The organism is Mycolicibacterium elephantis DSM 44368 (assembly GCF_004014805.1).
In the GTDB taxonomy this organism is placed as follows: Bacteria; Actinomycetota; Actinomycetes; order Mycobacteriales; family Mycobacteriaceae; genus Mycobacterium; species Mycobacterium elephantis.
In genome coordinates this window covers 51,549-64,414 of record NZ_ATDN01000002.1, presented here as the reverse complement: position 1 = coordinate 64,414, position 12,866 = coordinate 51,549, and the positions used below count along the sequence as shown (strand labels likewise).

Sequence of the window (12,866 nt, the reverse complement as noted above, 5' to 3'; positions counted from 1 at the left end):
CGTGAGGGCCCCAGCCCGGCCCCCAGAAAGCTGTGGCACATGCCGATCGAGGCAGCAGTCAAAGCGGAAGAGGCGCTGATTCACGTTCTCTGGATCAATGCCGGATTGAGTTGTGACGGCGATTCGGTGGCGCTGACTGCCGCCACGCAACCCACGATCGAGGAGATCGCTCTCGGCGCGCTCCCCGGTCTGCCGAAAATCGCCGTCCATTGGCCCCTCATCGATTTCGAATGCGGACCGAACGGGGGCGCTGACGATTTTCTCGAGTGGTTCTTCAAGGCGGACAGAGGAGAGCTGGAACCGTTCGTTCTGGTCGTCGAGGGGTCGATACCGAACGAAAAGATCAAGAACGAAGGCTACTGGTGCGGGTTCGGCAACGACCCGACGACCAACCAGCCGATAACGACAAGCGAATGGCTCGACCGGCTCGCACCCCAGGCGACCGCGGTGGTCGCGGTGGGGACCTGCGCCACCTACGGCGGTATCCATGCGATGGCGGGCAATCCCACCGGCGCGATGGGCGTGCCCGACTATCTCGGGTGGGACTGGAAGAGCAAGGCCGGCATTCCGATCGTGTGCGTGCCCGGCTGCCCGGCCCACCCGGACAACATGGCCGAGACCCTGACCTATCTGCTGTACATGGCCACCGACCAGGCGCCGATGATCCCGCTGGACGACGGGCTTCGGCCGAAGTGGTTGTTCGGTGCGACCGTGCACGAAGGCTGCGACCGGGCCGGCTACTACGAGCAGGGTGACTTCGCCACCGAGTACGGCTCGCCGAAATGCATTGTCAAGCTGGGTTGTTGGGGCCCGGTCGTCAAGTGCAATGTGCCCAAGCGCGGCTGGATCAACGGGATCGGTGGCTGCCCGAACGTCGGCGGCATCTGCATCGGCTGCACCATGCCCGGCTTCCCGGACAAGTTCATGCCGTTCATGGACGAGCCGCCAGGCGGCAAGGTGTCGACCGCGGCGTCGGGGCTGTACGGCTCGGTGATTCGCAACCTGCGCCACATCACGGGCCGCACGGTCGACAAGGAACCGAAGTGGCGCCGGCCCGGCACGCAACTCACCACCGGGGCGACCCGCACCTGGTAGGTGCGGATCCCCGCGGGGCGCCCACGGGCACTTGCCTCGTCGAAAGCTTCGCAGCGCATCTCATCAACGAAAGAGACAGTTCGATGACAACGACCATCCCCGAGCCATCACACGTCAAGCGGGAACCCGGCCAGCTCGTGGAGATGGCGTGGGATCCCATCACGCGCATCGTCGGCAGCCTCGGCATCTACACCAAGATCGACTTCGACAACCGCGAAGTCGTCGAATGCCACAGCACGTCGTCGATCTTCCGTGGCTATTCGATCTTCATGAAGGGCAAGGATCCTCGCGACGCGCACTTCATCACCAGCCGCATCTGCGGCATCTGCGGTGACAACCACGCGACGTGCTCCTGCTACACCCAGAACATGGCGTACGGCGTGCGGCCGCCCCATCTGGGTGAATGGTTGATCAACCTCGGTGAGGCCGCCGAGTACATGTTCGACCACAACATCTTCCAGGAGAACTTGGTCGGCGTGGACTACTGCGAGAAGATGGTCTCGGAGACCAACCCCAGCGTGCTGGCCAAGGCCGAGAACACCCAAGCGCCGCACGCCGGCATGCACGGGTACCGCACGATCGCCGACATCATGCGTGCGCTCAACCCCTTCACCGGCGAGTTCTACCGGGAGGCGCTGCAGGTCAGCCGGTGGACACGAGAGATGTTCTGCCTCATGGAAGGTCGGCACGTCCATCCGTCCACGCTCTATCCCGGCGGCATCGGCGTCACCGCGACGGTCCAGCTGATGACCGACTACATGACGCGGCTGATGCGTTACGTGGAATTCATGAAGCGGGTCGTGCCCATGCACGACGACCTCTTCGACTTCTTCTACGACGCCCTTCCCGGCTACGACCAGGTGGGCCTGCGCCGCACCTTGTTGGGCTGCTGGGGTTCCTTCCAGGACCCCGAGGTGTGCAATTTCGAGTACAAGGACATGGAGCGCTGGGGCGACGCCATGTTCGTCACGCCCGGTGTGGTGATCGACGGCAAGCTGCACACCCACTCGCTGGTGGACATCAATCTCGGCATCCGAATCCTGTTGGGCCACTCGTACTACGACGACTGGACCGATCAGGCGATGTTCGTCAAGACCGATCCGTTGGGCAACCCGATCGACCGGCGTCACCCATGGAATCAGCACACCAACCCGGAACCCCAGAAGCGTGACTTCGACGGCAAATACAGCTGGGTGATGTCACCGCGCTGGTTCGACGGCACGGACCACCTGGCGCTGGACACCGGCGGCGGCCCGCTGGCGCGGCTGTGGTCGACCGCGCTGGCAGGACTGGTGGACATCGGCTACGTGAAGGCCACCGGCAACAGCGTGCAGATCAACCTGCCCAAGACGGCCCTGAAGGGGCCCGTCGAGCTCGAATGGAAGATCCCGCAGCACGGCAGCAACACCCTCGAGCGCAACCGCGCGCGCACCTATTTCCAGGCCTACGCGGCGGCCTGCGCACTGCACTTCGCCGAGAAGGCACTGGTGGAGATCCGCGCGGGACGCACCAAGACCTGTGAGAAGTTCGAGGTGCCCGACGAGGGTATCGGCTGCGGCTTCACCGAGGCCGTGCGCGGAGTGCTGAGCCACCACATGGTGATCCGCGACGGCAAGATCGCCAACTACCACCCGTATCCGCCGACCCCGTGGAACGCCAGCCCGCGCGACAGCTACGGCACGCCAGGCCCGTACGAAGACGCGGTGCAGGGCCAACCCATCTTCGAGGAGAACGACAGGGAGCACTTCAAGGGCATCGACATCATGCGCACGGTCCGCAGCTTCGACCCGTGCCTGCCGTGCGGTGTGCACATGTACCTGGGCAAGGGGAAGAGCCTGGACCTCCTGCACTCCCCCACCCAGTCCGTCACCGGGGAATAGGACATGGCCGCGCCGACACTGCCAGGCCCGGACGGAATCCAGGACGACGCGCAGTGGCGCACGGCGGGCGATCGTATCCAAACCCTGCTCGACGCAGCGTCTTCGGGCGGTGCGGCGGCGCGGGAACGTGCCGAACAGTTGGTCCGTGAGGTCACCGACCTCTACGGGGCCGCGTTCGAGCGCATGATGGACGCGGTGATGGTCGCCTATCCGGAACTCGCCGACCGGTTCGCGGCCGACGACCTTATCGCCAGCCTGTTGTTGGTGCACGGCTTGCACCCCCACGATGTCGAGCACCGGGTGGCCCGGGCGCTGGACGGCGTGCGCCCATACCTGGGTTCGCACGGCGGCGACGTCACATTGCTCGGAATCGACACCGGCGCAGACGGCTACACGGTGCGGCTACAGTTCCAGGGCAGCTGCAGGAGTTGTCCCTCCTCCGCGGTCACCCTGGAATTGGCTGTCGAGGACTCGGTGCGCGCGGCCGCGCCGGAGGTCTCCTCGATCGAAGTGATTGCCGCCGAGGCGGATTCCGGGCCGGACCTGATTCCGGCCGAGGCGCTGATCAGCCGCCTGCACCGGCCGACCGCGTGGCAGCCGGTTCCCGAGCTGAGCGGATTGGCCGACGGCGAAGTCGGCGGGTTCCTGGTGGCGGGCGTGACGATGCTGGCCTGCCGGCTCGGCGGAAACATCTACGCCTACCGGGACCGATGTCCTAGTTGCACCGCCACTTTGACGGGTGCTCGCCTTTCCGGCGCCGTGCTGAGATGCCCGGCGTGCGGCGCCGGTTTCGACGCCGTGCACGCCGGCGCGGGCATCGGCGGCGACAGTTACCTGGAGCCGGTACCGGTGCTGGTGCGCGACGGTGTGCTGTCGATGGCCGTGCCGCAGGAGGTGGCGTGATGGACGGCGCCGGCAGCGTCACCGACGTCCTGGCCCGGATCCGGGCCGGTCGCCCGGCACCGGCGCAGGCAGGCGAACGCTGCGAAATGTGCGCGGAACCCATCGCCGATGAGCACCAGCATGTGGTGAACGTGGAAGGCCGCCAGTTGATGTGCGTCTGCCGCGGCTGCTATCTGCTGTTCACCGACACCGAGGCCGAGCTTCGTTACCGGGCCGTTCCCGACCGCTACCTGGCGTTCGACGACTTCTCGTTGGAACGACCGCTCTGGGACGCACTGCAGATCCCGGTCGGTCTCGCGTTCTTCTTTCACAACTCGGCGATGGGCCGCACGGTCGCGTTCTATCCGGGACCGGCCGGTGCGACCGAATCGGAGTTGGATCTGTCGGCCTGGAGCGACCTGAAGGCGGCCGACCCCCGGGTGGACATGCCGGCCGAAGACACCGAGGCGCTGTTGGTGCGGATAGCCGCAGACGACAGCGCGCCGCGGGCTTATCTGCTTCCGATCGATGCCTGCTACGAGTTCGTCGGCCGGCTGCGCATATTGTGGCGCGGCTTCGACGGTGGGCAGGACGTGCGCTCCTACATCGACGAGTTCTTCGAGCTGCTCGACGCGCGCAGCCGGCGGGTGAAGCGGCCATGAGCGACGTCAGTTTCGCCGTCCTCGACGTCGCACCGGAGCCCTACTCGGTGACGCCGATCCTGATGGCCCGCATCGGCATCGCGTCCGTCGCCGAAGGACCGGTGCATGCGATCGCGCTGAAATGCCAGGTGCGCATCGAACCGTCGCGCCGGACGTACGCCGACGACGAAGCCGGCGCGCTCGTGGAGTTGTTCGGGCCCCGAGAGCAGTGGCCCGCCACCCAGCACACCTTCCTGTGGCAGCACGCCACCGCCATGGTGCCGGGCTTCACCGGCACCACCCAGATACAGTTGCCGATTTACTGCACGTATGACTTCGAAGTGGCGGCCGCCAAGTACCTCCATGCGCTGCACGACGGCACCGTTCCGCTCCAGTTCCTGTTTAGCGGAACGGTTTTCACTGCGGGCAACCGAGGATTCGTGGTCCACCAGGTGCCGTGGGACCGCGACGAGCGCTACGACATGCCGGTGACCGTGTGGCACGACCTGATCCGCCAGCACTTCCCCAACACGGGGTGGCTGCGGCTGGACCACGACACCATCGACGCGCTGGCGGCCTATCGGACGTCGCGCGGACTGCTCGGGCTCGACGAGGCGATAACCTCCCTACTGGAGCAGAATTCGGCAAGGAGTGCGCGGTGAGCACCGACATGGCACAGGTGTGGCGCCAGGCCCGCGCCGTCGCCGATGCGGTGCTCTACGAGGGGTACCTGCTCTACCCGTATCGGGCCGGCTCGCGAAAGAATCAGTCGCGCTGGCAGTTCGGCGTGCTCGGACCACCCGGGGCCGCCGACACCGGCGTCGGTGAGGACAGTTCGCTGTCCGCCCAGGTGCTGCTGCGCCCACACGGCCTGCCGTGGATCTCGGGCGCGGTTCGGTTCCTGCAGCTGCAACACCGCGGCACCGAACGCGATCTCGGTGACGGCCGTTTCGCGCCGGTCGAGGAGCTCACCGCGGGCGCACAGACGTGGCTGCGCTGGGACGAGGCCGTCGAGCACGAGATCCCCATCGACCGGTTCGGAGCTCCGAGCCTGCCCCGGACTGTCGAAATCGCCGTCCCCGCAGGCAACGAAGTGGAAATCGTCGACGGCGGCCGGCTGGTGCGCACCCGCAGGCAGCTGCGCGGTCTGCTCTCGATATCCGCCGAGCCCGATGGTGACTTGCTGCGGCTCACGTTCGACGTACGCAACACCGCAACTCCCGTCGCCGACAAGGACCAGGCCATCGCCACCTCACTGATCGGCACGCACCTGCTCATCGAGGTCAGCGGCGGCGAGTTCATCTCGTTGCTGGACCCGCCCGATGCGGCCGCCGACGCGGTGGCGCGGCTGCGTCAGCACCGGTGCTTTCCGGTGCTCGCCGGACCTCCGGGCAGCGGGCATCTCATGCTCGCGTCGCCGATCATCCTCTACGACCATCCGCAGATCGCCGAACAGAGCGCCGGCGCGCTCTACGACTCCACCGAGATCGACGAGATCCTCACGCTTCGGGTCATGACGATGACCGATGAGGAAAAGGCGCAAGCCCGCGCCACCGATCCGCTGGCCGCCCAGATCATCGACCGCTGCGACTCGATGTCGCCCGAGGCGATGCTGAATCTGCATGGCGTGCTGCGTGATCCGCATGCCGACCTGGTTCCCGAGGTGCCCGCGGGCGTGAACTGGTGGGACCCGTCAGCCGATACCGCTGTGCGCCCGGAAACAGATGCGGTGCTGGTGAACGGCGTACCGGTGGCGCGCGGCAGCCGGGTACGGCTGCGGCCGTCGCGTCGGGCCGACGCACAGGATCTGTTCTACGCCAACCGGATCGCGCATGTCACCTCGGTGCACGAGGACGTCGACGGCGCTCAGCACATCGGCGTCGTGCTGGACGACGATCCGGCCGCCGACATGCACGACTGGTACGGCCGGTCCCTGTACTTCGCCCCCGATGAAGTCGAACCGCTCGAAGGGAGTCCGAAATGGAAGTAGTGGGTTGGGTCGCCGTCGGTCTCGCCGCCGCCGTCGTGCTCGTCGCGGTCGTGCTGGGCATCAGGTCGATCCCAGATGCACAGCGCTACCTCAAGATGCGCCGGATGTAACCAGGTGTCGGCACCCCTGGGGATATTGGTTGCCGGGATCGGCAACATCTTCCTCGGCGACGACGGGTTCGGCTCCGAGGTGATCCGCCGTGTTCCCGAGCACGTCGCAGCGCCGGGAGTTCGCATCGTCGACTACGGAATCCGCGGCGTGCACCTGGCGTATGACCTGCTGGACGGATGTGCCGCCCTGGTGCTCGTCGACGCCATTCCGAGCCGAGGCGCGCCCGGTACGTTGCACGTCTTTGCCGCCGACCACGAAAGCCTCACCGCCGCTTCGGGTCTGGACGGGCACGCGATGGATCCGCAAGCGGTGTTCGCCACCCTGACCGCGTTGGGCGGCACCCCGCCCGACACGGTGGTGATCGGCTGCGAGGCAGCCAGCCTCGAGGAGGGCATCGGCCTGTCCGACGCGGTCGAGGCCGCCGTTCCCGGCGCTATACAGGCCGTGATCGACGCGGTCGCCGACCTCTCCGCGCGCTCCGCCGTGAGGGGAGGCTGAACCATGTGCCTGGGAATACCGGGACAGGTCGTGCACATGCTGGCCGGCTACGGCGATCAACTGGCCCTCGTCGACGTCGCAGGCGAGCAGCGCAAGGTCAACGTCGGGATGCTGCCGGAGGAGACGTTTCACCCCGGCGACTGGGTGATCATCCACATGGGCTTCGTCGTCGAGAAGACCGACAAGGCCGGTGCGGACGCGGCGATGTCGGGCCTGCAGCTGATGGGCAGGGGGCAGGACACCGAGGACCCGCCATGACCGGCAGGGTGAGGTTGCGTGTCGACGTGCACGGCGTGGTGCAGGGGGTGGGCTTCCGGCCGTTCGTGTACTCGTGCGCGGCGGCGCTGAACCTGGCCGGCTGTGTGCGCAACGACAGCTCCGGCGCGGTCATCGAAGTCGAGGGCGACGCCGACGACGTCGAGAACTTCCTGCGCCGGCTGCGTGACCGGCCGCCCCCGCTGGCGGTGATCGAATCCGTCGAAACCAGGCCGGTGGCGCTGGTCGGCGGCACCGGGTTCGTCATCTCCGACACGTCGCGCAGCGACGGCGGCCGGACCCTGACATCACCTGACGTCGCCATGTGCGCGCAGTGCGCCGCCGAGCAAGCCGACCCCGCCGACCGGCGCTACCGGCACCCGTTCATCAACTGCACCAACTGCGGACCCCGCTTCACGATCATCGGCTCGCTGCCGTACGACCGCGCGTCCACCACGATGGCCGCCTTCGAGATGTGCGCGGAATGTGCCCACGAATACCACGATCCCGGCGACCGCAGGTTCCATGCCCAGCCGATCTGCTGCCCGGACTGCGGGCCCACGCTGACCTACCGCGACGGGTCCGGCAGGTCGTTGAGCGGTGAGGCCGGGCTGCGGGCGGCCCGGGAACTGCTGCGCGACGGCGGCGTGCTGGCGGTCAAGGGCATCGGCGGCTACCACCTCGCCTGTGACGCGGGAAACGCCGACGCGGTCGCCGAGCTGCGGCTGCGGAAACGCCGCGGCGACAAGCCGTTTGCCGTCATGGTGCCCGACCTGGCCACCGCCCGCGCCATCGCGGAGGTGGACGACGCATCGGCGCGGCTGCTGTCGGGTCCCCAACGCCCGATCGTGCTGATGCCGCGGCGGCCCGAGGCCGCCGTGGCCGAGGCGGTCGCCCCGCACAACCCGGACCTGGGCGTAATGCTGGCCTACGCGCCGTTGCACCCGTTGCTGTTCGGGCTGCCCGGCGACCCACCCGGACCGGCCGTGCTGGTGATGACGTCCGGAAACCTGACCGGAGAGCCGATCTGTTTCACCGACGAGGACGCGCTCGACCGGCTTTCGCATCTCGCCGACGGTTGGCTGATGCATGACCGTGCGATCCTGGTGCCGTGCGACGACTCCGTCATCCGCGTGGTGGCAGGCCGCGAGGTGCCGATGCGGCGCTCACGCGGATATGCGCCGCTGCCGATCGCGCTGCCCGTGCCGGTGCCGCCCACCCTGGCCGTCGGCGCCGACCTGAAGAACACGATGGCGGTCGCCGACGGCAGGTACGCGTGGCTGAGCCAGCACATCGGCGACATGGACGATCTGGCGACGTTGTCGGTGTTCGATTCGGCCCGGCGGCACCTGCAGGCGCTCACCGCGGTCACGCCACAGGTTTTGGTCGCCGACGCCCACCCGCTGTACCGGTCGACGCAGTGGGCCGAGCGCAACGCCGCAGACCGGCCCGTCCACACCGTCCAACACCATCACGCGCACATCGCCGCGGTGATGGCCGAACACGGGCTCGACGATTCCGCGCAGGTGCTCGGCTTCGCATTCGACGGAACGGGTTACGGCACCGACGGCGCGGTGTGGGGCGGAGAGGTACTGCTCGCCGGCTACAAGGGCTTCCAACGCCTCGCCCACCTCAAATACGTGCCCATGGCCGGCGGCGACATCAGCGTGCGACGCCCGTACCGCATGGCGCTCGCCCACCTGTGGGCCGCGGGTATCGCCTGGGATGACGACCTGGCACCCGTCGCCGCGTGCCCGCCCGACGAACGCGACGTCCTGGCCCGTCAGGTCGTCACCGGCTTCGGCTGCGTCTCCACGTCCAGCTTCGGTCGCCTGTTCGACGCGGTGTCGGCGCTGGCCGGGGTGCGCCAGGTGGTCGCCTACGAAGCGCAGGCGGCGATCGAGCTGGAAGGGCTCTCTCGCGGCGTCGGCTGCGGCACCGGGTGTTACGCGTTCGCCCTGAACGACGGCGTGATCGACCCGACGCCGGTGCTTCGGGCGGTGGTGGCCGACCAGCGCGCCGCGGTTCCCGCCGCGATCATCGGCGCGCGGTTCCACCGCGCCGTCGCGGAGGTGATCGTGCGTCTGGCGTCCACTCATCGGGAGGTGTCGCCGACGGTGGTGTTGTCGGGCGGGGTGTTCCAGAACGCGACACTGTTGAGGCTCGCGCTGCAGGGACTGCAGGACAACGGTTTCGAAGCCATCACCCATCACCGGGTGCCGCCGAACGACGGCGGCATCGCGCTGGGCCAACTGCTGGTGGGTACCTGCGGATGACTGGGTTGACGGCGGGCCAGACACTGTTCGGTCGGTATGCCTACCCGCCGAACGAACTGGGCTACTGCGGGCCGACAGACGGCGGCGGCACCTCCGGGCTGGCCTCGCGCGCCGCCGAGTTCGACGGCGCCTGGCCGTATCTGCGGGCCATCGCCGACGTGCTGGGATCCGATGCGCTGGACGACACGGTGGTCGACAGCTACTGGGTCGGCGGTCCGGCCCTGTACAAGGTGGACCCCGCCGAACTGCTCTCCCGGCTGCGTTCGGCGTTCACGGGCCAGATCACCGGCCTGCTCGACGCGATCTCTCCCAGCGCGGACGTGTTGGCGCATCACAGCTTCCACGTCTTCGTGGTCTACCCCTGGGTGCGTTTCCTCGGCCGCGAGGCGAGCACCGCCGTGTCCGTCATGCAGAGCTGCCGTATCCGGTGGGGCACCGTCGAATCCGTCGACGACCAGCACGCGGTGATCTCGTCACGGCCCCTGCGGTTCGACGACGGCAGGCTGGTGCTCGGCGCTCCGGAGAGCGAAACCGTGCACTGGGCGAAGGGCGGCGTGTCGCTGACCTCCGCGCCGATGCCGGGCACGGTCGTCTCGGCGCACTGGGACTGGGTGTGCGCAACCCTGACCGAAACCGAATGCGCGGCACTGGAAGCCGCCACCGGTACCACGCTGAAACTCGTCAATTCGCTTGTGGAGAAGGGGGTTGATCGATGACCGTCACCACGCTACCGGGCGGGTCATACATCGACGCCGCGCTGTCCGCCGACATTGCCGCGGCCGCGCTGGACATGGCCCGGCGATTCCACCAGGGCGCCACCCTCTGGGTCATCTCACCGCAGTGGGAACCGCACGCCCATCACGTCGCCGTCGAGTTCGTCCATCCGGTGATCATGGGCAAGCGGGCGCTGCCGTCGGTCGCGCTCGTCGAACCCGATCCGGTGGCGCAGGCGCGGGTCGCCAGCCGACCGGGTGACCTGCTGATCGCGGTCGCGTCCGCCGACGAACCCGCCGTCGTCGACGCGATGCGGCGCGCGCGGGCTTGGGGCGTGCTGACCCTGTGGATCGGCTCCGGCCCACGCCCGAAAGCCGGTGCCGCCAACCACATTCTGTGGATCGACTCGGACGATCCGATGCTGCCGGCCACCGGAACGTTCGTGTTGATGTATCACCTGCTCTGGGAACTCACCCACGTCTGCTTCGAACATCCCGGGCTGCTGAAACCCACCGACTGCACCGACGACGTCTGCATCACCTGCAGCGATCAGGGCCGGGTCGCCGAGGTGTCTCTCGAACCCATCACCGCGACCGATCAAGCCCTCGTGCGCACCGCCGAGGGCGAGGAATGGGTGGACGTCACGCTGCTCGGCGGCGTCGCGGTCAACGACCTCGTGCTCGTCCACGCCGGGGCGGCCATCGCCCGCCTCGACGACATCGGCCAGGAGGTGACCCGATGACCGAGCCTGAAAGCACCGGCTTCCTGTATCCGTTCATCGAATCCGAAGAGACCGACGCCACCAGCCTGCTGGACGATCTGAGCGCCTCGGCGCGCGGCAAGGCCGCCGAAAGCGCCCGCCTGCAACGCGCGTCGCTGGACGAATACGACCGCGCACTGACCGCGGCGGGCACCGAGATGGCCGACCGGTTCCGCCGCGGCGGACGGCTCTACACCTTCGGAAACGGTGGCAGCTCCACCGACGCCGCGACGCTGGCATCGCTGTTCAGCCGGCCGGCCCGGGGGCGTCCGGTCGCGGCGTGGTCGCTTGCCGCCGACAACGCCGTGGTCACCGCGCTGGGCAACGACGTCGGCTTCGAGCTGATCTTCAAGCGCCAGATCATCGCACACGCCCGCAGCCACGACATCGCGATCGCGCTGTCGACTTCGGGCAATTCGGAGGATTTGATGACCGCCATCACCGAGGCCAGCCAGCGCGGTCTGCTGACCATCGGGTTCTCCGGCCACGACGGCGGGCGGATGGCCGAGGCCGAGGATCTCAACCACTGCTTCACCGTGCATTCACAGAGCATCCACCGCATCCAGGAAAGCCACGCCATGCTCGGCTACCGCCTCTGGTCGGTCGCCCAGGAACACATGGCCCGTCCCCGCAACGGAGCGCACGCGACATGACCGGCACAGTCAACAGGGCGGCGAGCGCGGCCGAACGTGAAGACCGCGCGCTCGAACGCATCGACCGACAGCGGCAGCGCCGGCCGCGCCTGCTCGACGACGTGGTGACGCTGGCGCACGGCGCGGGCGGCAAGTCGTCGGCGACGCTGGTCGACGCGGTGTTCCTCGAGGCGTTTCGCAACGAGGAACTCGAACAGCTCGGCGACGCGGCCACGCTGCGTAGCGCATCGGGTGAGCGGCTGGCGTTCTCCACCGATTCGTATGTCGTTTCGCCGCGGCGCTTTCCGGGCGGCTCGATCGGTCACGTCGCCGTACACGGCACGATCAACGACCTCGCGGTGTCGGGCGCGCGGCCCCAGTGGCTGTCCGCGGCCTTCGTCATCGAAGAGGGCTTCCCGATCGCCGAACTGCGCGAAATCGTCGCCGACATGAGCGAAGCGGCTGCGGCGGCCGGTGTGCAGATCGTCACCGGTGACACCAAGGTGGTCGGCAGGGGCGCCGCCGACGGCGTCTACGTCTGCACGGCCGGGGTCGGCGTGATCCCCGCGCACAGGAGGCTTTCGCGTGAACTGGTGCAACCCGGTGACCGCGTGCTGCTTTCGGGGACCATCGGGGAACACGGCATGGCGGTGATGCTCGCCCGCGGCGATCTGGCCATCGACGCCGACATCGACTCCGACACCGCGCCGGTGCACGAACTGGTGGAGATCCTGTTGGCGGCGGCGCCGTCGACCCGGTGGATGCGTGACGCCACCCGCGGCGGGGTCGGCACCGTGGCCAACGAACTGGTCAAAGACCGCCCGTTCGCGCTGATCCTCGACGAGGACACAATCCCCGTCGCACCGCAGGTGCTCGGCGCGTGCGACATGCTCGGCATCGACCCGCTGTACGTGGCCAACGAGGGCAAGTTCGTCGCCGTCGTACCCGCGGAGGAAGCCGAGACCGCCGTCGCCGCGTTACGCGCCCACCCCCGGGGGGCCGACGCCGCCGTCGTCGGCGAGATCGTGCCCGAGCCACCCGGAATCGTGGCTCTGCGAACCTCTTTCGGCGGCAGCCGGATCGTCGACATGCTCGTCGGCGATCCGCTGCCGCGAATCTGCTGAACCGAAAT

At 68.1% G+C, this 12,866-nt stretch carries 14 protein-coding genes; all 14 read left to right on the top strand.

Translation table 11 applies throughout. The annotated features are described in order from the left end of the window. The first annotated feature begins 39 nt into the window (after positions 1–39). The 14 genes from MELE44368_RS02715 (at position 40) to hypE (ending at position 12,858) form a co-directional block, all read left to right on the top strand. On the top strand, positions 40–1,095 hold the full coding sequence (locus MELE44368_RS02715) for an NADH-quinone oxidoreductase subunit B family protein (protein ID WP_128107077.1): 1,056 nt from the start codon (positions 40–42) through the stop codon (positions 1,093–1,095). A gap of 83 nt (positions 1,096–1,178) precedes the next feature. After that, the gene (locus tag MELE44368_RS02710) at positions 1,179–2,975 is read left to right on the top strand and encodes a nickel-dependent hydrogenase large subunit (RefSeq protein WP_128107076.1); all 1,797 of its coding nucleotides are present in this window, start codon (positions 1,179–1,181) and stop codon (positions 2,973–2,975) included. 3 nt (positions 2,976–2,978) lie between these two features. Further along, positions 2,979–3,878, top strand: a complete 900-nt coding sequence (locus tag MELE44368_RS02705; protein WP_128107075.1) for a NifU-related iron-sulfur-binding protein — start codon at positions 2,979–2,981, stop codon at positions 3,876–3,878. Continuing rightward, positions 3,878–4,519: a DUF5947 family protein gene (locus tag MELE44368_RS02700; protein WP_128107074.1), complete on the top strand. Its 642-nt coding sequence runs from the start codon at positions 3,878–3,880 to the stop codon at positions 4,517–4,519. The genes MELE44368_RS02705 and MELE44368_RS02700 overlap by 1 nt, the downstream gene beginning before the upstream one ends. Then, entirely contained in the window at positions 4,516–5,160 is a 645-nt protein-coding gene (locus MELE44368_RS02695; protein WP_128107073.1) for a DUF6084 family protein, read from the top strand. The genes MELE44368_RS02700 and MELE44368_RS02695 overlap by 4 nt, the downstream gene beginning before the upstream one ends. Before the next feature lie 8 nt (positions 5,161–5,168). After that, positions 5,169–6,488, top strand: coding sequence for a hypothetical protein (locus tag MELE44368_RS02690; protein WP_128107180.1), 1,320 nt, complete (start codon positions 5,169–5,171; stop codon positions 6,486–6,488). After that, on the top strand, positions 6,479–6,598 hold the full coding sequence (locus MELE44368_RS27460) for a DUF6893 family small protein (RefSeq protein ID WP_407664936.1): 120 nt from the start codon (positions 6,479–6,481) through the stop codon (positions 6,596–6,598). Before MELE44368_RS02690 ends, MELE44368_RS27460 begins: the two co-directional genes overlap by 10 nt. Before the next feature lie 4 nt (positions 6,599–6,602). Further along, a complete protein-coding gene (locus tag MELE44368_RS02685) occupies positions 6,603–7,097 on the top strand; it encodes a hydrogenase maturation protease (protein ID WP_235674432.1) in 495 nt (164 codons plus the stop codon). A 3-nt stretch (positions 7,098–7,100) separates the two neighbouring features. Then, on the top strand, positions 7,101–7,355 hold the full coding sequence (locus MELE44368_RS02680; protein ID WP_128107071.1) for a HypC/HybG/HupF family hydrogenase formation chaperone: 255 nt from the start codon (positions 7,101–7,103) through the stop codon (positions 7,353–7,355). After that, complete coding sequence (gene hypF, locus MELE44368_RS02675; RefSeq protein WP_128107070.1) at positions 7,352–9,628, top strand: carbamoyltransferase HypF; 2,277 nt, start codon at positions 7,352–7,354, stop codon at positions 9,626–9,628. Before MELE44368_RS02680 ends, hypF begins: the two co-directional genes overlap by 4 nt. Then, positions 9,625–10,344 carry a DUF6390 family protein gene (locus MELE44368_RS02670; RefSeq protein ID WP_128107069.1) on the top strand — a complete coding sequence of 240 codons (720 nt, stop codon included), beginning with the start codon at positions 9,625–9,627 and terminating at the stop codon, positions 10,342–10,344. Before hypF ends, MELE44368_RS02670 begins: the two co-directional genes overlap by 4 nt. Continuing rightward, the gene (locus MELE44368_RS02665) at positions 10,341–11,084 is read left to right on the top strand and encodes a HypC/HybG/HupF family hydrogenase formation chaperone (protein ID WP_128107068.1); all 744 of its coding nucleotides are present in this window, start codon (positions 10,341–10,343) and stop codon (positions 11,082–11,084) included. Before MELE44368_RS02670 ends, MELE44368_RS02665 begins: the two co-directional genes overlap by 4 nt. Further along, positions 11,081–11,755: a D-sedoheptulose-7-phosphate isomerase gene (locus tag MELE44368_RS02660; protein ID WP_128107067.1), complete on the top strand. Its 675-nt coding sequence runs from the start codon at positions 11,081–11,083 to the stop codon at positions 11,753–11,755. The genes MELE44368_RS02665 and MELE44368_RS02660 overlap by 4 nt, the downstream gene beginning before the upstream one ends. After that, positions 11,752–12,858: a hydrogenase expression/formation protein HypE gene (gene hypE / locus MELE44368_RS02655; protein ID WP_128107066.1), complete on the top strand. Its 1,107-nt coding sequence runs from the start codon at positions 11,752–11,754 to the stop codon at positions 12,856–12,858. Before MELE44368_RS02660 ends, hypE begins: the two co-directional genes overlap by 4 nt. Positions 12,859–12,866: the final 8 nt, after the last annotated feature.

Bases quoted from the DNA above. Each gene is read 5' to 3' on its own strand.
- MELE44368_RS02700 (WP_128107074.1), top strand. From the start codon at position 3,878: ATGGACGGCGCCGGCAGCGTCACCGACGTCCTGGCCCGGATCCGGGCC.
- MELE44368_RS02690 (WP_128107180.1), top strand. From the start codon at position 5,169: ATGGCACAGGTGTGGCGCCAGGCCCGCGCCGTCGCCGATGCGGTGCTC.
- hypF (WP_128107070.1), top strand. From the start codon at position 7,352: ATGACCGGCAGGGTGAGGTTGCGTGTCGACGTGCACGGCGTGGTGCAG.
- MELE44368_RS02660 (WP_128107067.1), top strand. From the start codon at position 11,081: ATGACCGAGCCTGAAAGCACCGGCTTCCTGTATCCGTTCATCGAATCC.
- MELE44368_RS27460 (WP_407664936.1), top strand. From the start codon at position 6,479: ATGGAAGTAGTGGGTTGGGTCGCCGTCGGTCTCGCCGCCGCCGTCGTG.
- MELE44368_RS02710 (WP_128107076.1), top strand. From the start codon at position 1,179: ATGACAACGACCATCCCCGAGCCATCACACGTCAAGCGGGAACCCGGC.
- MELE44368_RS02715 (WP_128107077.1), top strand. From the start codon at position 40: ATGCCGATCGAGGCAGCAGTCAAAGCGGAAGAGGCGCTGATTCACGTT.
- MELE44368_RS02695 (WP_128107073.1), top strand. From the start codon at position 4,516: ATGAGCGACGTCAGTTTCGCCGTCCTCGACGTCGCACCGGAGCCCTAC.
- MELE44368_RS02705 (WP_128107075.1), top strand. From the start codon at position 2,979: ATGGCCGCGCCGACACTGCCAGGCCCGGACGGAATCCAGGACGACGCG.
- hypE (WP_128107066.1), top strand. From the start codon at position 11,752: ATGACCGGCACAGTCAACAGGGCGGCGAGCGCGGCCGAACGTGAAGAC.
- MELE44368_RS02670 (WP_128107069.1), top strand. From the start codon at position 9,625: ATGACTGGGTTGACGGCGGGCCAGACACTGTTCGGTCGGTATGCCTAC.
- MELE44368_RS02680 (WP_128107071.1), top strand. From the start codon at position 7,101: ATGTGCCTGGGAATACCGGGACAGGTCGTGCACATGCTGGCCGGCTAC.
- MELE44368_RS02665 (WP_128107068.1), top strand. From the start codon at position 10,341: ATGACCGTCACCACGCTACCGGGCGGGTCATACATCGACGCCGCGCTG.